This is a genomic window from Streptomyces sp. NPDC007095 (genome assembly GCF_040634475.1).
In the GTDB taxonomy this organism is placed as follows: Bacteria; Actinomycetota; Actinomycetes; order Streptomycetales; family Streptomycetaceae; genus Streptomyces.
Window position 1 is genome coordinate 14,829 of record NZ_JBEYFS010000086.1, and the last position, 20,525, is coordinate 35,353.

1 protein-coding gene (only partly in view) is annotated in these 20,525 nt (G+C 69.5%); it reads right to left on the minus strand.

The coding region annotated (locus ABZ656_RS27485; protein WP_360271128.1) for a hypothetical protein crosses the window boundary (this coding region is incomplete at its 3' end): on the minus strand, window positions 1–20,525 show 20,525 of its 42,403 nt. The annotated region is longer than the window, extending 14,828 nt past the left edge and 7,050 nt past the right edge.

Here is a 20,525-nt window from a genome sequence, read left to right on the forward strand (position 1 = left end):
AACGCGGGACGCCCCGCCCCAAGCACGTAGGCCAGTACCCCGTCCCGGAACAACAGCCGCTGCGGCTCGTCGAACCCAAGCTCCCGGTGCACCACGAACAGCCAGTCAAGATCATCAAGATGATCCGAGGGCGCCGACCCCGCCCGCAGACCCCGCTCGGCCATGGCCTCGCGCCAGGCATCGTCGACCGGCCCACGCCCGGCCGGCGAGACGATGTTGAACAGCCGGGTGAGGTCCTCACGGTAGTCCACGGCCACCCGCCGGAACGCGCCGACCAGTTCCGCCAGGCTCTCCGTATCATTCAGCGCTCCCCGCAGATGGCGCAGCTCCCCCGCGGAGTCCGGATCCACCCGCGGCACAAGCAGGTCATGCAGCTCGTCGTAGCCGTCCCGGACCGCGTCGAAGACAGCCTCCACGCCTTCGATGTCCTCGGTGCCACCGACGGCCTGCGCAAACGCGCGATCATACCGACGCGCCGCGGCACCCCACCTCGTATGGCCATACACCTCGGGCGGGAAAATCGTCAGCGACGGCCCTTCCTCCACCGGCTCTATGCCCGCGTCAAGCAACTGCTGGTCCACCAGCTCGTCCTGCAACTGATCTTCCGCCGGCTCGCGCAACGTCTGCTCGTCCACCACGGCCCGCGTCCGCTGGTCACCCACGAAGAAGTCCGCGCCCCAATTCTCCGGGTGCCGGAGCAGCTGTTCGTACTCCTCGCGCGCGTCCTGGCCACGCCTCACGCTGATCGCAGCCAACCGCGCTTCTTGCTCGATGGTGAAGGCGGCAGCGGCCACACGCCGGTTGACGTACTCCGCTCCCGGCAACTCCGCGGGCTCCCAGCGGGAAAGCTGTCCCTCCTGCAGCGTTTGCTTCCGCCCCGTGCCCGGCGGCCTGCTCGGGTACGCCTCCACCTCGCCGTCGGGGCGGTAGATCCACAGGTGCGTGGGGGCGCCGTTACCGTCGAGAAGGGCGTTCAGCTGGGCACGGGCATGGGCCGCGGCAGCCGGGGCGAGCGAGCCCGGACCGGAGTACGCGACGATCGTCGTGTCCCCCGATTCCCTGGCGACGTCGGACAGTTCGAGCACCGGGCGGTTGCTTTCGTCACCGCAGTACTGGAGGAACAGGTGACTGAGCCCCATCGCCTGGACGCGCCGTACCGCCTTTTGCGCGTCCGACCTCAAGAGGCTCAGACCGCCCGGCCCGGCGTAGACACGGCCGTGCCCGAACTCGTGGAAAGTCTCATCTTCCGGGAACGGCAGCTCCCACGTCGCCGCGCCCAAACGTCCCGCCTGGTCACGAGCCCACACCTGGATCGAGTCAATATCCGCCAGATCCGACAGGAGCGGTTCCCGCAAGTCCAGGTCCGCGGTGTTGTAGTGCGTCTCGCCCATCCGCCGGCCACCGTCTCGCGTGACGACGTCCCGCCGCACCACCTGGACCGGGTTCCACTCCCCGCGCCACCTGGGCATCGGCGTGTGCTCGACGGCTGAGGCGAACACCACGTCTATGCCGTCCATACGGACGAACTTGTGGCTGCCGCCCTTGAACCGCGTACCGGGCAGGTAGCGGGCCGAAGGAGTCTCGTCGGAGACCAGCTCGGTGACATCACGAGCGGTCGACGCATTCACCTCGACCAGCACGACCGCCGCGCCACGTCGCAGACTGCGGAGGTGACGGTGGTTGGCCCTCAGATCGCGGTAGGCGTCCGACACGGAGAAGTAGACCTTCTCCGGGCTCCAGCCGCCGATCTCACGGTTGATATCGTCCCCTGGATACCGGACGTCCATGAAATATATGGTCCGGTTCACCGGCGGGGCCAGCGTGAAGGCCCTCTTCGCCACCTCACGCACTGCGCCCTCGGCGGCGGGCAACCTGTGGCGCCCGAGGCGTCCCAAGGCGTCGAGGTGCCGCGGCTCCAGACCCCGCTGAAGCCCCGCCTGCTCCCGCTCCGGGGTGAGGCCGAACGGCGCGAAGGCGGCGTCGTAGCGCAGTGCCAGATGGGGCGGCATGAGCGACTGCTGTACCTGCGAGTCGCCGATACCGGACCCCGCCCAGGGCTCGAGCTCCCTGTCGACCCACTCGTACATTCCGGGCGCGCCCTGGGACAGCGCCTTCTTCAGGCTCGCGCTGCCGAGCCCCGCCAGCCGGGCGGACCACAGGATCTCGAACATCGACAACCGCGCCAGACCATGGCCTTCAGGCAGGATGTGCACCATGCCCGCCATCAACGCCTGGAGGAACAGCGGCGTGTCGAACATGGGCAGCTTGCCGGCTTCCCCGAGTCGCCGGTAGACCGTCATCAGCCTGGTGACGAGGTCGAGTTGGGCGCCGTGTCGCAGATAGCCGAGCTCGGCCAACCGCGGCGACCAGCTCGCGTCGAACTCGGGCGCGGACTCCCCGTAGCCCTCCAGCCGGGTGAGCCAGTACACCAGCCGTTGCCGGAGGTCCGACTCGTTCTGGAGCCTGGCGACCACGTTTTTATCGGTCGAACCACCACCCCGCAGCCGACCGACGATACCTCGGTGTACCGGCTCCGCGGCGGCCTGGAACTGGGCCTCCTCCCAGACACGGAAGGCTTCGAAGACCCGGCCCGCCGCATCGCTCACGCGCCCCCGCACAGCGAAGGCAGAGGCCACCGCACCCTCGTATGCACGCGCGGCGACCGCCCAACCGCTGTCCCCGACCACCCCCGCGTGGTGGCTCGCGTTCGAGTTCGACAGCTCTTCGAACGCATGACGCCGCTCGTCCTGTGCCCGTTCCGCCGCTGCCCGTTCCGCCGCTGCCCGTTCCTCGGCCCGACGGGCGCCGCCGAAGGCGGAGCCGCCGGCGTTGACCAGGGTGGCGTCCGGATACTCCAGTCCCCTCGGCTCCGCGAGCTCCCAGTCGGTGAGCTGTCCGAACTCCCGGTCTGCCCCTCGCGCCCCGAAGCTCGGCCGCTCCCTGGGGTACCCCTCCACGTCACCTTCGTCGTGGTAAAGCCACAGATGGGACGGGTTGTTGTTACGGTCGAGAAGGAGGTGCAGCTTGGCGCGGCCAGGGCCCGACCTTGCCAGCGCGCTCGGGCCGGAGTACCCGATGATCTCCATTTCCAGATCCTCGGCGAGCTCGGCCAGTTCGCGTATCGGGCGCCCGCTTTCGTCGCCGCAGTACTGGAGGAACAGGTGAGTGGCACCCAACCCCTTGAGGCGCCGCATCGCCTGTTCGGCGCGCGGCCTCACGAGGGCCCGATCACCACCGGGCCCGAAGAAGTCGCTGCCGTGCTGGAACACGTGGAAGTAGGTCGCTTCCGCGCCCGGCAGACCATAAGTCGCAGTGCCCAACCGCCCCTGCTTGTCGGGAGCCCAGACCTCAAACTCGTCGACATCCTCCAGGTCCCTCAGGAACGGCGCCCGCAACTCCTGGTCGGCAGCGGTGTAGTACGTCTCGCCTATCCGCCGGACACCGTCTCGCGTGACGATGTCCCGCCGCACCACCTGTTCCGCGTGCCACGCCGCGCGCCAGGTGCGCATCGGGCTGCGCTCGACGGCTGAGACGACCTGCAGACGCACCAGACTGGAGCCGCGCCCCATCGTCTCGAAGCTGTCGTGGCGGTTCTCGACCTCCGTGTTCGGCAGGTAATGGGCCGCAGGAGTGCTGCGGTCGGCCAGCAGGGTGACATCCCGAGCGGTCGAGAGGGGTACCTGGTGCAGCACGATGTCCTGGTCCGGGTCCGCCCCGAGCTCTCGGACAGCGTCCTCCTTGGAGAAGAAGACTTCGCCCGGGACCTCCTCGATGAAGGGCGGGAAACCCCCACCGCGGGACACGGAGGCCCAATACACCGTTCGGTTCACGGGCGGAAGCAAGCGCAAGGCCCTCTCCCGCATTGCGTCGACGAGCGACCTGGTCCCGGCCTCCTCGTCCCACACCCCTCGCGGATGCGCCAGGGCGTGAACGTGCCGAGAATCCAGGCCCACGTCGTGCCCCGCCCGCTCCTGCTCCGGGGTGAGCTGGGGCGGCGTCGGGAAGGTCATGTCGTAGCGCAGTGCCAGATGGGGTGGCGTGAGCGCCCGCTGTCCAGCCGAACTCTCGGAACCGGCCCAGGGCTCGAGCTCCCTGTCCACCCACTCGTACATTCCGGGCGCGCCCTGGACCAGAGCCTGCTTCAGGCTCCGGTCCAGAGCCGCGTCACCGAGCCCCGCCAGCCGGGCGGACCACAGGATCTCGAACATCGACAACCGCGCCAGGCCCGCACCCTCAGGAAGCAGATGCACCATCCCCGCCATCAACGCCTTGAGGAACAACGGCACGTCACTCTCCGGCAGCTTCCCGTCCAGCACGAGCCGCCGATAGACCTCCATCAACCTGGTGGGGAGATCGAGTTGGTGGTCTCGTCTCCAGAGATAGCCCAAGCGGGTCAGCAGCGGCGACCAGCCCGAGTCGAACTCGAACGCGGAGTCCCCGTAGCCCTCCAGCCGGGTCAGCCGGTACACCATCCGTTCGCTGAGGTCCGGTTGCCGCTGGAGCATGGCGTCGACGTTCTGGCCGGTCACGGCACGACCCAGCATCTTGTCGGCGAAACGTTGTCCTCGCTCCGGTGCGGGAGCGGACTGGGCTGCCTCCCAGGCCCTGAACGCTTCGAAGGCCCGGTTCGTCGCCTCTGCCACGTTCGGCTGCACAGCGAAGACAGAGGCCGCGGCACTCTCGTATTCCCCGGCGGCCTGCGGCCAACCGTTCCCGCTGATCACCTCCGCATAAGAGCCCGGGTCCCCCTCGTAGCGCACCCGCGCGGCGGACGCGCGGAACAGTTCCTCGATCGCCTCATGCCGCCTGTTCTGTGAGGCCTGTGCCAACTCGAGGAGCTGACGGGAGTTGCCGGAGGCAAAGACTCCGGCAAGCGCCACGCTCATCCGGCGGCCCCGGCTGATCGCACCCGCGGACGAAGAAGATGCCTGGTAGCGGGGCGGGTCGCCGTCCTGGAGGGAGCCCATGAACATCAGCGACGCCGGCTCCGCCTCGCCGTCCATCGCGGGGCTCGATGCCCGGGACTCCGAGTCCTCGTCCTCCTGCTGCTCGAGCGCCGCCGGCAACTCGCGTTCCAGGGAGCCCATCGAGGCAGGCGACTGAGCGCCGGCGTCGCTCAGTTCGTCGTAGTCCTGCGACTCGGACCCCGCGGGCGACTGACTACCGGATGTCCCACTGCCCCGATCGGCCTCCGACACCAGCAGGTACTCGAAGGGCTGGTCATCTTCGTCATGGGCCAGGACCCGCTGCCTGACAAAGGCCACCGTGTCGGCCGCGTACGTCACCTGCTCACCCGGCACCTCGCGGCCGGAGGTGTTCTCCACCTCTACGAGCACCCGGTGGTGTCCGGGCCGCGACTCGAAGGCCATGTTCACAAGGGACTCCATCACGGTGTCCCCATCCAGGTCGGCCCGCTGGTCCTTGGGCACCATGAGAGCGTCCAGAGTGCCCCGTAGGCCGTCGGCGAGGTCGCCCGGCGCCCAGAACGTCCAGGCCGCCCGCTTGTCGGCGGAGGGCAACACAGCCAGCGCTTCCGCCTTCATCCCCAGATGTTCGGGGAGCTCCCTGCGCAGGGTGTCGGTCAGCTGCTCGGCACGCTTGAGGAGCCCTTCCCTGATGCCGGCCTGCCACTCCTGCGGCGTTTCGCCGTCCAGGGCGTCGTCGACCAGTTCCTGGAACCGCTCGTCCCGCAGGAACGGCCTCGGGTATGCGTGGGACTGTGAGTCGAAGGCCCGGGACACGGCGTCGCGCACCGCCTCACTCAGCAATGCCCTGCTCCGGGCCGAGGCGACAGGGCCGTCGGCGGCGAACCGCTCCTGGATCAGCTCGGCGCCGGGACCGCTGAGCAGCGAGAGCACGGCAAGGTGTCCGGGGGCCGACCGCGGTCCCTGCGGTACGGGGAATTCGTCCGTCGCCCACGCGTCGAGCCAGCGGTGGACATCTCGGTATACCCGGTGGTGCGGGGGCTCCAGGCGCGCGACGAGGTCCTCACTGATGTCACCACCGAGGACATCACCGCGCACGATCGCGTCAGCCCAGCCGTACAGGTCGACCGCGCTGGTCAGGGCGGCCCTGATCTCTGGGCGGTCGGAGCCGTACGCCCGCAGGATGTCGGCGAGCGAGTAGCCGCCGTCGGGCAGGGTGAGCTGCCACCCGATGACGGCCAGCAGGAAGGAGTGGTCACTCTCATCGGTCAGGTCCAGATCGCGGAACGCAGCGAACAAGTCCATCGGATCAGTGAGTTCGGTGGAGAGGGTTCTGAACCCGCCCTCCGCCTCGACGAATCCGTCCGAATGGTCGATGTCCATGTCGCCGGGGAGTATGTACGGCGACATCCGCCCGCCGGTGGCCGCTTCGTCGATCGCGGTCATCACCTCGCGCAGGTCGGCGGTGCCGTTCTGGTCCAGCAGCCGCTGCATAGCCTCTTCGGGCCCGACCAGGCTGTTGCCCCGGAAGAACTCCGCGTCCTGCTTGCCGGCGCGCAGAGCCTGGAGGACCTGGCGGGCCGCGGCGAGCGGCCCGGCGGACCGGCTGACCGCTTCGCCGAACGCCCGGTCGTAGCGCACAGTGGCCGGCAGCCAGTCGGGCAGGGTGGTGAGGCGGCCGTAGCGCGCCGCCTGTCCGCTGAAGTGAGCGGCGGCGCTCACCTCGTCCGCACGGATCTGCTGTGGGTCCCGGGCCCTGAAGGCGAGGAAGGTCTTGTCCTGTTCGGTCGGCTTGCGGTTGATCATGACATTGACCGATGGGGAGCCGACACGCAGCTGCCATGTGACCACGTCCGTTGCGCCGTAGAGCGGGCGCCCGCCGTGCTGATCGGCTGTCGTCTGGGCGAGCTTCTCCTTCGCCGGGGAGCACGTCATCAGCGCCAGCGGCAGTTGTTCGGGCACGCCCATCCGGCGGAACAGCTCACGCTGGTAGCGGCCGACCTCGAGGCCGAGCGCGGCCTTGACCCCGTAAGGCGAAGGAACGGAGTACTTCTGAGGCTCGCCGTGCGAGTTCCAGTAGGCGGCCGAGGGGTGACCGGCAGCGTCCTGACTCGCCCCTTGCCGGCCCTGCCTCCACTCCACGGGCCTGGACGGGCCCACTGCCTTGTCCGCCGAAGCGTCGAAGTTCCGGTAGTGACTGACGCGGTCCCAGTGGAAAAGGCGATCGTCAGCCATCTCGAGGACGCTCTCGCTGGTCAGGCCGAAAGCCCGACCACTGTCGGTGAGGAGCGGAAGGGTGACGATCGGCCGGTCCCAGACCTTTTCCGGGATGGGTGCCGGTATCTCCACCAACGTGACATGCGCGTAGTCACCACCCAGCGCCGGGTGGTAACGCACCTCCTCGTTGATCACCCGGAAGTCGGCCGCCGCCGGGTAGACGAGCCTGCGGTCCTGTGGGCGCATGGCGGCGAGGGAGATGTCGCGGGCCGTCGTGGCCGGCTCCCGCTCCGGCTCCACGACCTCGAACAGCTCCGGATGCGTATCTCCGTGCCTCTCGGCCGAGTTCACGAGTTCACGGAAGGCCGCCTCCGTGCCGGCCGTCGCCCGGTGCCGGGCGGATACATGCACCTCGCCCCTGCTCAGGTAGGTGCGCCGGCTCTGCAGCGATCCGGGCGCCCACGACGACCACATCGCACGCTGACCGGTCATCGGCGGAAGCAGGTGCGCGGCCTCTTCGAGCATGTGCGCATGCCCCGTCAGCTCGTCGCCCATCTGGTCGACAAGCTCCATGGCACGGTGCTCGATGGCTTCCCGTGCTTCGGAAGTGGCCCGCCCGAGGTCGTCCCCCGTCTCCTTCACCAACTGCCGGAACCGCTCGTCCCGCTGCAGTAGCAGGGGCAGCGCGTCGGGCCGGCCGTCCGGTTGGAACGCGTCATCGAGCATCTGCCGGACCACCTGGCGCAGTGCCCGTCCGTCCGGCCAGGCGCTCAGCAGCCTGCCGTCAGGGCCACCGGCCAGGTAGAGCGCCGCCCAATGACCGGGGCGCATGTTCCGCGCCAGCAGCCTGGGTGCCTCGTAGCGCAGGTGCCAGTCACGCACGGCCGCTCGGCGCTGCCGCCACTCGGCCACCACCGAAGGAGTCGCATCCTCGGCCGTCTGGCCTGTGCCCGCGCCATGGACCGCCAAGGACTCGATGGAGCCCGCCGGGTCGCTCACTCCGGTGAGGTCCTCGTTGAGCCAGTCCATGGATGCCCGGTACAGCTCCTCGTGCGGCTGGCGCAGATCGGAGTCCGGTACGGCGCGCTGCCTGAGGGAGTCGAAGGCCGCATCGATCCATGGGTAGAACCGGGAGGCGTCGAATCGGGACGTCGCGATGTTCAGGAAGTCGGGTTCCGTCGGGCCGCGTCCGACGTGCTGCGCCGCCCTCATCACGACCACCAGGGACGGGCCGTCCTCCCGGCCCACCAGCCAGGACACCACTGCCTCTCGGAAGAGCAGCGGATCGAGGCCGATGTCCTGGTAGACGCGGAACAGGTCCTCGGCTTCCTGGCCGTCCCCGACGACCCGGTATCCCAGCGCCCGCAGCTGCGCGTCATCGGTGGTGCCGGCCGCCGGCGAAGCGCTCTCCGGCAGTCCCTCCTCCTCCATGTAGTGCGCTGCGGCCTGCGCGAACGCCTTCATCAGGTCGTGGAGCGGCGGCTTCCCCCTCTCGTCCAGCAAACGCTCCATTTCCCCGAACCAGTCGAAGTTGTCAGGGTCCTCCGGCGAGAAGAAGAAACGGCGAGGGTTTCGGTCATGTGACGACAGGCTCTGGTACAGCTCCCGGACGCCCTCCTGGGCCCGCAGGCGGGCAAGGTCATTCGTCTCCTGGGCCCTGGCCACAGCACGCTCATGGCCGGCGGTCCTCGTCTCCCATGCGACATCGTCGTAGAGGGAGGGGAAACGCGGCGTGTAGACGTCCGTCCCCCCGGACGACGCCACGGAGGTGTTCCCCGGATCGGGGAACGGGGACGGCTCCCGTGTGAGCAGGGCGGCGGGCTTTTCGAGCGCCTCATCGGCCGAGGCGGGCAGTTCCGCCTCCTCGGCCCCCTCGGCCTGCTCCGCCGGGCGCACGGCCAAGCGGCTGGGGTCGACATGGTATTCGGGGACCAATGCGTCCCAGGGCAGCTCAAGTTCGATCTGGAACAGGTTCGCGACCTGCTGCAGCACGGCCGGCAGCGCCTTTGCCAGTTCCGGCTGGGGCTGGGAATAAGCCTTGTAGAACTCCGAGATGTCCGCTCGCAGGGCCTCCCAGGTGAGCGGCCGGTGGTTCTCGTCGGCCCGTCCCTCCCGTTCCCACACCCACATGGCGCGCAGCATCGTTTCGAACGCCTGGGCTTCGCTCTCCAGCCGCGGCCCGTAGACCAGGCCGATCACCCGCCTCCAGCCCAGCACATCGGCTGGGTGACCCTGATCACCCGTCAGTGTCTCCGCCTCGTGGGCGAGTTGCTCGCTCGTCGGCTCCGGACGGAACCCCACCCATTCGTCGGCCCCGGTCGGGTCCTGTCCGTTCCTGGTGGCCCAGATCCACCGGTTCGAGCGGTTGGACAGGTCCTGGCCCGCGATCGGCGACACCAGCGGATCCTGCGACGGTTCGCCCGTCAGGTCGGCGCCCGTGACGACCACCGCCGCGTCCGGCGGCAGCGTGGCCAGGGCGGAGGAGAAGGCGTCGGCGGCGGCGCTGCTCAACGGGAGACCTACGGTCCTGCCGTCGCCGCCGAACTCGACGACGTAGGCCTCGCCGAACGGGAACCGCCGCGGGCCGCCCTCGGCCACCACCACCGACGGGTGGTGCTGGGCCTGCGGGCCGGTGGCATTGCGGTACCGGGACGGCGGGTAGGCGGGCCGGCGCGCCGAGGCCACCGGCGTCAGGAGGACGGGGGGGCGGCCTGCGGGGATGTCGGACATGAAGTCCGCGGGGCTGCCGTCGGGCTTCGGGTGGGTGTGGATTCGGCCCGGATCGTCGCCCTCCGGCGGACTGACCGTCACATCGCCGCCATCGGAGATGTGCACCCCGATGTTGGTCCGCTCGCGGATCCGTTTCGCCGTCTCCTTCAGCGTCTCGGGGTCCCAACCGCTCACGCACGGTGCCAGCAGGATGTCCGTGGTGTCCGCCGCCAGCTCGGCCTTGAGGATCGCCCCCAGCCCGTCCGCGTCGAAGGAAAGGGTCCTCCCGTCCTGCGTAACTCCCTTGAATCGCCCACCGGTGTCGCCGTGCGAGCCCCAGACCTGCAGCTTCGCGTCCGGCGCCAGCGGCAGAAGGCGTTGCGCAGGGACCGGCTTACCGTCGGCGTCCTTCCCCCACTGCGTGTACTCCCGGTACGTCGCCACATCCCGGTACGCGGCGTTGCGGTATCCCTCCTCGGGCGTGAACGACGTCAGCCCCGAGGGCCGCCCTTCACCGTCAAGGACCTTCTCCACCCTGATCTGCGAGCGCAGCACGTGGTGGTCGGGGTCCGTGATGGCGCCCGCGGCCAGCATCAGCTCCGCCGAGGCCCGGGTGAGCCGGATCGGGACGGGGTGCGCGATCGGCACGTCCAGTTCGGCTTGGGTGTCCTTGAACCCCAGCGCGTGCCCGACGTTGTCCCGGCGCTTGGCGACCAGCCGCAGATCGACCGTGAACTGCACCAGCGCGGACGGCCCCTCGAAGGCCAGTGCGGTCGCGTTTCCGGCGGTCCGCTGCGAGGCCCCGCTGACCGCGTGAGCGGATGTGCGGACCAGCCCTGGCTCGTAGTCGTGCACGTTGGTGAGGGCGTAGTTCATCCAGGCCGGCACGGGGAGCCCCTGCCCCGAGACGCCCCCGCTCTCTCCGAACGTGCCGCCCTGCCCCTGCTCGGACATCGCCATCGTGCCCGGCTCGGCACCCGACACCGACTCGAAGAGCGCCGTCTCACCCGCTGCGAGCACCTCACCGTGGGTGAATCGCGTGTACAGGGCGACGTCCAGGTCCTCAGTGCCGAAGAACCGTTTGACGAACGTCGGCGGCAACCCGATCCCGGTGGTGGACCCCACCGGCAGCGCCGATTGCAGCCACTCCGTGGACACCTCCTCCCGTACGGTGTACGCCGCGGACTTGTCGATGGCGTGGAAGTTCGAGGACGCCCCCAGTTTCCGCGCCAAGGCGGCCATTCCTGCCCGTACCCGGGGAGCACCCTGGAACAGGTAGGCCTGCGCCTCGTACGGCAGCTGCACGCCTGCGACGCGCCACTGCGGCAGCGGAACCAGCGGCGCGGACCGCCCGCCGAGCGGGGGCAGCGCCCGTGGCGGACGCAGACCGGCCAGCGCCCGCAGATCCGACTCCGGAAGACGGAACAGCAGGTAGCGGTCGTCCTCGACCGTGGAGCCGTCCTCGGCGGCAGGCGGCGCCGCCAATTCCACCGTGGCGATCGGAGCGGTGCTCTCCGGTGGCCCGTCGTACAGGTCCAACCGTGCCGACACCGGAATCCTGACCCTGACCATCCCCGCCTTGTCCGGGATGGTCAGGGTCACGCTGGCCATGAGCGCGTTGCGCACGGTTTCGCCGAAGGAATGCTGGGCGGCGCTCCCCGCCGCCGGCACCCCCGCCACACCGCTCTCGGCGCCGAGCAGCAACAGGGGGACGTCCAGCCCCGAGCCCCTGCCTTCCGACGTGGCGGTCTGATCGTCGAGCACGGCCGTCGTCGTGAAGGAGATCGCCCGGCCCTGCTGGGGACGGCTGTCGAAGGAGCCCTCCTCCCGGCTCAGCACCAGCTCGGCCCAGAACGTGCGCCTGCCCTTGTCCTGCCGGAACAGCTCCACCGTCACGCTGCCGTCCAGCAGGCTTGCCAGCAGACTCGTGGCGCCGTTGAGCACATTCCCGAGGCGTTCGGTGTTGTGCCGCCTGTCGTCGAGCAACCGCTCGGGCAGCAGGTCGTCGGGGAGCGACTCCTCGGCGCCCGTGCCGGTTCTGTCGGCCAGCCGACTGCGCAGGGCCGGCAGCAGCCGCAGGAAGTCGGGCGCGTGCTCGATGTCGCCCAGCCCCAGCGGTCCGTTGCCCGGCAGTTGCAGCCCGGCCGCGGAATCGGGGGCGGTCTTCGACGTCACGGCCTGGGCCTGGGACAGCGACGTCTCTGGCTCAGCCTGGGACAGCGATGTCCCGGACTCAGCCAAAGACGCCGACGTCCCGGGCTCGGCGGCGGCAGGCGCCGGTTCCGTCGTGGAGACGGTGGCAGCCGGCTCGGGCCCGTCCTCGGCGACCTCGGCGATGGTCGGCAACGGAATGAACCCTCGGTCCCTCGGGCCTTCGGCCGTCCGCCTCCCCGGGGAGGCGGCGGCAGCCGACTCGGGCCGGTCCTCGGCGACCTCGGCGACCTCGGCGACCTCGGCGACCTCGGCGACGGGCACCGGCGGAGTGATCCCCTTGGCCCGCAGACGTTCGTCGACCTGCGCTCCGAGACCGATGGCGCGTGCGTACTCCTCGGTCACCAGCGCGGCGCCGGCCCGGGACAGCAGCCGGCCACCGGTCTCCAGCTTCGCGGCGTCGAAGCCAACCTTCGCCTCGGCGGCCATGAGGACCTCGACGTCGGCCTGGAGCAGCACGAGGCGGTGATCGGCCTCGGTATAGCTGATCCGGTCGATCAAACCGGCGGAGATGAGCGAGGACTGGGCGGACTTGTTGAATCCGTAGTTGGGGGCCAGGCCGCCGAGCATCCACGTCGACTCGGAGGGAGTCCCGGCACCGGCGGCCATCAGCGAGGTCCTCACGAACCTGGCCTCGTTCTTGACACCGACGGCCTGATGCCCGCCGCTGAGCCACTGTTCGGTGGCCGGTCCGTCGAGCACTTCCATCACGGAAGGGCTGAGCACATGGAACCGGGTACCCACCGAACCGGTCACGGTGTCCCACCGGCGCTCGAAGCGCAGCCCGTCGACGAGCCAGGCGCTCCTGGTGCCCTCTTCCAGACCCGCCGGAAGCGCGTCGGATCCCAGTCGCTCCTCGATCCACAGCGCCGGTTCCAGACCCGGGACAGTGAACACGTCGTCGCCGTCGGCGGCCTCGGTCAGCAACTGCTGGGCCAGTTCGGGGATTTCCCCCTCAAGGCCCACGATCTCCAGCGCGAGCCACTGCCTCAGTTCCCGCTTCTCACGCGCCGGAGCCGCCCACTGGCGGTCGTACATCATGTTGATGCCGGTCAGTTCGGGCACCGGGACGTCCCGGGTCTCCGCCGGGATGTGCGGCAGATGCCGCTGGGACGGGGACAGGGTGAGGGCGGTCGGGGTCGTCAGCCGCACCTTCACCGGGTCGACGTCGAACGGGCGCACGTCGTCCGCCGCGTCGGCGGCGGCGCCGGTGCGGGCCACCGTCGTCGTGGGCGGGGTCTGCCGGCCGGGACGGCCCGGCAGCGCGTACCGCCGCCAGTTCCTTTCCCGCTCGACGAAGGTGATCTCCACGTCGAACCCGACCGTCATGCCGAACACGCTCGAGTCCGGTGACCCGGTGGTCGACTTCCGGACTTCGGTGTTCGGACCGCCCTGGCCGGCCCTGCCGCTGGACCAGCCGAGAGCGGCGGCGAGTGTCAGGTAGAGATGTCCCGGAACGGGCTTGGCCGACAGCGTGCCGTTAACCGAGAAGCCGTCCTCGACACTGTGGCCACTCTGTCCGCTTTTCGCCAGTTTGGCGGTGTGTCGCTGCTTCCAGTCGGCTATGTCTCCCCGGTAATCCGGTTCCGTCTCCTCACGGAGCTTGACCCGCACGAGGACGTACTCGTTGTCGAGCCTGCCCTTGCGGTGCAGCCGCACGGGGATGCCCGTGCTGAACCCCGTGCCCTTGCGCTCCGAGACGTTGTCGGGCGAGAGCGCGTCAGTCAGGACCCGGTAGTTGTGACGCTGCCGTTGCTGGTCGGAACGGCTGGTGAAGAGACCGGACTTGTTGGCAGCGCCGAACCCGGGCAGGAACCCGGCCAGGCGCGGGTCGTCCGCGAAGAGCTTCTCAAGCTCCGAGAGAAGCTGGGCGGTGTCCACCGAGGACATCCCCACACTCGCGCTCGACGGGCCGAAGGGCAGCGTCCGCTCGTACCCCGGCCCCACACTCGCGCTCGACGGGCCGAAGGGCAGCGTCCGCTCGTACCCCGGTTGCCGCAGCAGAGGGGCGATCGTCGGCATGCCGTCGAGCAGCTTCAGCGCCAGCGACACCGCCTCCTCAGGGCGCAGACTCAGCCAGGCGGTCACGTCCGTGTACGTCGGCCCGCCGCCCCGCCCCGCCCGCATCGCCCTGGAACGCGCGCCGGTGCCCTCCACGTGCACCCGCACCCGGGCCCGGTAGACAATCCGCGGCCCTATGATCTGCCGACCGGACACCGTCGTGACGGAGGAAGACGAGGAGACCAGCCGGTTGGATCCCGCCGTCACCGTGGGCCACACGGCGAGCCGGAGCCGCGGACCACCCGGCATCGTCATCAGACCGACGGCGGGGCCGAGCCCGAAGCGGCCGCCGAGGCCGTGAGTCCGTGTCGTCGACTGCTGTCGGTCCGACTGCCGAGAGGGGCGGGAGAACATGTCGCCGACGGGATGGCTCGGCGTGATCGCGAGGATCTCGGCGTGCGCCCGGTACGCACCGTGCACGCTGCCGTCCTTGCTCAGCAGCTCGCCGGACGGCGTCCACTTCTTCAGGTAGGCGTGCAGGTCCTCGGTGAGCTGGGCTGCTGTCCCGTCCCTGAACGCCGCCGACCGGCCCGGGGCACCAGGCGCGGTGACCGCGGGGTGCAGCGCCGAGCGGATGACGTCGAACAGACCCTTGCCGCCCTCGAACTGGCCACCGGGTTCGGTCACCGCCAGCACGTCCAGCGACTCGGCGAACTGCACCGCGCGCGCGGCCCGCGCGAACAGCCCCTCCAGCGCGCGGTCCCACGACCTCGGACCGTCCGGGACCAGTTCCTTGATGGGGACCCGGGTCCTCGCCGAAGCGTTCCCGCTGATGACCGTGGCCGCCGGGACGCCCGACTTCTGGGTCCGTACGGTCACCGTCACCTTGCGCGGTACGTCCACCGAGCCGCCGAGGCTGGACAGCAGACGGTTGTACGACGCGGTCTCCTGGGAGCCCGTCTCCCTCGACGTCCGGCCGAACGACCAGTTGATCTCGGCCGTGGCGCCGGCGAGCACGCCCGGCTTCGGCGTCGGAAGCAGGACGAGGCCGGTCGCCTTGAGCGCCCAGCCGTGCGTCGACTTCGTCGAGCGGGAGGTGGACGACGACAGCGAGTGCAGACCCGCCACGTCCTTGTCCTTGGTCTTCTCGTCGCCGAGCAGGTCGATCAGCGGCCGAGGCTCGTCGGCAGCGCGCCTGATGGAGACCGTCACGTCGTAATACCTGCGGTCCCCGCCCAGGACCTGGAAGGGAACGCCTTCGCCCAGGAAGGCGCCGGTGCGGGACTTCAGCTCGGCGATGATCGGCCCCGGATCGCCGCCGGCGGTCGTCCTCCTTACCCGCTCGGCGACCCACCCCAGGTTGTCGAGCCCTGACAGACCGCCGAGTCCCGCACTCTCCATCGACTCCACGTACGGCGGCAGCCGGAGCCTGCCGGCCATCGGGGTCGCGGGCTCGGCGACGTCCCTGGCCTCGTCCGGCTGCGGCTCCGACGTGGTCTGCTCGGCCGCGGGCGCGCCGGTCCGGTCGGTGGACCGGTCGGTGGACCGGTCGGTGGACCGGTCGGCGCTGGGCGCCCCGCTGTGGTCCCCGGCTGCCGGCCCCCGGACGTCTGAGGAGTTGCGGTCAAGGGAGTCGGGATGGGCCGGCGTGGGCCGGGTGTCCTCGGCCGGCCGGGTCTCAGCCGGACGCTGGGTGCTCGCGTTGGTACCCCGTCGCGCCCTTGGCTGGACCTGGGCCGCGTTGGCGACGGCCTTGACCGCGTTCAGCGCCGCCAGCGGGTCGGCGAGTGGCACCTCGACCGCCCGGAACGCCGCGTACGGGTTACCGGCGCGGTCCTTCATCAGCCCGTGCGACTGGTAAAGGAGATCCGGCGGCGTGGCGTACCGGATCTGCTTCTTGCTCGGGTCGTACGCCAGCGGGGTCATGTCGTGGGCGGAGGACTTCTCCACCATCACCACGCCCCGTTGCCACCCGTGCGGGACCGGTTCGAGATCGGCCAGCGCCGCCTCCGGATCCGGCCAGACTCGGTGGCGCTGCCGCAGCTGCGACGCCGTCAGGCTCGGCACCGCCTCGTCGCCCGGGACCGGGAAGGCGATGAACATCGGGCGGTTCACCGGCGGTAGTGCCGCCAGCCCCTCCGTCGCCAGCCCCGCAATTACGGGGATCATGACGGCAAGCCGCCGAGCCAGCGGGGTGATGAGAGCGATCAACTGGTCGCGAATCTCGCCGAACCGGGCCCTGTCCTGCTGCTCGCGTGCCGCTGCCGCCGCCTCGACCAGCGCGATGATCTCCGACTGCCGGAGCGGGGACGGGAGGCGCGCGCCGCCCATCGCCGCGGCTAGCTGATCCTTCACCACCTCTTCCAGCTCCTGCTCGCGCTCGGCGCCGGGCAGATCTTCGAGTCCCGCCCCGAAGAGCGGTTCGTTCGCATCGTCACTGAGCGCGAACAAAGCGCTCACGTGGGCCGCATCCAGCCCGTCCAGCGGGGAGTCCTGGCCGATCCACGAGGCGTCACGAACCGCTTGGTGCCTCGCCGCCCATGTGCTCGCGCCGAAAACGGCCTCCGAACCCGCCGGGATGAGCGGGAGGTCGTCGGCGATCAACAGCACCCGCACAGACATCCTCAGACCATCTGGCACCCGGATACCGCCGGCGGCCTCCGGCCACGACAGGAGCCTGGAGTACAACTGCCAGTGCGGCGGGCGCAAGCGGTTCGCGAGAGGGCCGGCAGGCAGTCCGTCCCGTGGGGCGAACACGGTGTCGACCAAGCCGTACAGGTGCACCGCGCTTCCGGCCAGCGCCGCGGTCAGCGCGGCCTGATTGGCACTCATCCCGGACGCGTGGAGATCGCTCAGCAGCGTGGACAGCGGATAGCGGGACAGGCCCCAGCCGAGCACGCCCTTCACGAACAACGGGAACTTGGCGCTGTCCAGATCCAGCTCCGCGTACTTCCGGTACAACTCCTGCGTACTCTGCGCCCGGCCGCTGATTGTCCTGATCCCGCGCTCACCCAGGAGTCGCGCCTTGTCGGCCTCGTCAGCAGCCAGCCTGGTCTGATCCTTGAGGTGTCCGCCCGCCGACAGCACGCCACCGGCGGCGACCATCAGCTCATTCAACGACAGACCCGCCAGTCCACTCCGGTCGAGGGCCGGGGAGTATTTTGCGAGCAGCGCCGACACGAAGTCTTGCAGGGTTTCACGCGCCACGGGATCGCTCGACCAGAGCTCTCGCAGCGCCCCCTCGTAATCCGCCGCGATCGAAGCCCACTCCGCGAAACCGGTGCCATAGCGCGCCGACTGACCGGCGAAGTACGGATCGGTCACCCGGGCCTGCGCGCCCGAACCGTTGTGGCGCCGCGACAGGAACGGCGCGACCCGGGGTTCGGGAGCCCCCCAACCGGGCTGCAGGTAGGGATTCCCCACCTTGCCCATTCTCTTGAAGTTCTGATCGCCCGTGGGCACGTTCGCGGCGTAGATGAGTCGCTGCGGAGGATGCTCATTGGCCGACAACTGCGCCACTGGCTCTACGCCAGGAACCTCGCTGCCGACCAAACAGGGCCACATCAGCAAGGGAGTGGCCGCGGACATCCCCGCGGCCGCCATCCATCGTGCGGTGGAGCGGCCGTCCTGTGAACCGCTCACGCGCTTCGGACCGAACCGTCCCAATCCGCTTATCGAGTGCTCCAGGCCGTGCGAGACCTTGACAACAAACACAGGTCCGGCGCCCCGTTTTTGCGTCATCGGCTGCGGCCAGGGCTGCAGCGGGCCCCCGGTATTCATGTGCCGGTCGGCAACCACGTAACCGGGGAGATTCGGGAAGTACGCGGTCGATATTCGCCTTCTGGCAGCGTCCCGGGCGTTGAAGCCGTTCAGCCCGACCAATACGCCGGATTCCGAGTAGACGTTTCGCAGCAGGATATCGTTGTCCCACGGGGTTTTCGACGGCCGTTCCACCTCTGCGACCGTGATCTCCGAATACCACAGGTCATGCTTCGCACTCCACGAGTAACCGTGTGTACGGCCGCCCTCCTGTGGAATGTTCCGCACCCACATCGGATAAGGCGTCTGCACTGAAAACGCCTCGGGCGTCCGAGAGAAAATCGAATTCTTGAACAGCGACACCTGGTTCTTGACCTTCACGAGCGCCGGATGCCACTTGCTCAGGTCCAGGTTCTCCGCCCGCTCCTTCAGTGTCGCGATGGCGACATCACGGTTCGACGTCCCCAGTTCGAACGGCGCGAACCTGGACTCCTTGTCTTCGGCCGCATAGGGCTTCGGACCTCCGAACAACGAGCCAGGGAAGAACCGCGGGTAGTACATGAAACCGCCGCCCGCCGGTTCGGCGAGCAGCAGTTCCATCGCCTCCTCGCCCATCGACATGTGCCCGCGCACCTCGGCCAGCATCCGCTCGTCCACCGTGTCGGCGAAAGCGTCAACCGCCGCTTTCACCTCCGCCGCGGCTCCGGACCGCTCAACCACCGCATCGATTGCGGGATCACGCAGCATCAGTGCCGGCCACGACGACCGATCGTCAGGTTTCGCACGCTGCCCCGCCAGACGGATCAGCGCTCGAAGCCGATTCAGGGTGAGATTCGGTTCGAAGAACGTCGCGTCCTGACCGGAGGCCAACGTCAACGCCATCGCGTGCCCGGGCTTCACATTTCTCAGCGCATGCAGAGCCCCGGGGTTATGGTCCAGCAGATCACGCAATGCTTCCCGACGCCTCCGCCACAGATCCACGTCAGCGCCCGGATCGGCCTGGTGGCTCAGCCCCTTACCCAGGACGCGAAGGGGGTGGACCCAATCGCCCTGACCGGTGACCTCCCCGCTCAGCAACGCCTCTGTCATCCGCTCGTATACCGGGACATGCGGCAACTGCGCGAGCACGCCCCATATCGCCCGATCGTCCTTCAGCGACCCATGAGGCAACCGATCCATCGGGTCGAGTACGCCATGGATCCACCCGTGCACCCGGGAAAGATCCGTCAGCCATGGATCGGGCTCCACCTCCTTGTCCCACACTCCGGCGTGATGCGAGACATCCAGGAACCACTCCCACGGCAGCGCGTTCTCATTCTGCAGATACCATCCCGCCAGCGCTTCCCGGAATTCCAGCACATCCTCGCGCGGGACCTTCAGATGCTGGTAGACGCCGATCATCAACTCGATCTGCCGCGCCTGCTCAAGCTGCTTTTCGTTTTCCGTCAGCTTCGCATAGGGCTGATACCCACGCCGCTCCATGGCGGCATCCCACGCGGCATTCCTCGGCCGCACACCAACCGGAGCCGGCCACCCCTCCAGCTCCTGCGCGTACACCGCGGCGAGTTGCTCGAACCCTGCCATCAACGAGTCGAACGGAGCCGGGTTCTTCTCGTCCAACAAGGGGTCCCACAGGTGGGGCGCGAAGGCGTCCGCACGCTTGTCGCCGGCAAACCGTCGCTGGACGTCGCCCACCATTCGTCCGAGTGCCACCCGCGCGTACTCGGACACCAGAGGATCGGCCGCCAGCACCTTCGCGGCAGCACGCCCATAGTCCGCCGACCGCCGCACGTACTCGTCGTGTACCGGCGAGGGCCCGGCGTAGAGTCCCGGATACCTCGGCTCATGGACAGCAGGGAAGGCCGACGTGGCCGGGCCGGCGTTCGGCAGCGCGAACTGCGGGGGCCCGGCCATACCTTGCCGCCCGGTGGATGGTGCGGCGGAGGGTTGGCCCTCATCCGAAGACAGCGACATCGCGTCGTCGTCGGCGTCCGGGGCGTTGGCCCAACGCTCAAAGTCCGGCGCGGGCTGGGTGTCCTCGGACGGCTGGAGGTCGACCGGGAGCCGGGTGGTCGCATCGCTGTCGGCGGTCAGCGCCGCACCGTTCGGCGCGATGTCGGTCTGCGTGTCGTCGGCCGGGGTTTCTCCCCAGGGGTAGCGCACAAACCCGGCACCCGCCGGCCACGCCTCGGCCGGCCGGGCACCGACGGCACCCGCGGGCCGGACCCTCAGCACCGCGGTCGGCGGCAGTGTGACCGTGTCGCCGTCGTCGGCAACCGTGCCACCGACCGGGCCGAACACCTCAAGGCCCGGGATGCCGGCCAACCGGTCCGAGGGCAGTTCCACCACGTCGGCGTACTCATCGGCGCTGGCCGGGACATAGACCGGCTGTCCCAGTTCGGTGGCCACCTCGGAACTCCACTTGACGAGAGATCCGGGAGTGTCCTCGACAGGGTGGGCGATCACCAGTGGAGTCCCCGGCGACCAGCCGAGGTGGGGCAGCATGGTGATGAAGTCCGCGGCCCCCATCCGCTGGCTTCCCCCGAAACCGAAGGCGTTCGGCACATAGGGCGGGCGGTTGAACGCGACCAGCGCCACGAAGGCGTTGCCGCCCTCGAACATGGCGCGCAGCCTGTCCGCCGTCGCGGCTTCCCCCCGGTCCGACAGGCCCTCGGCGGACCGGAACACCGCGGCGCCGGGCAG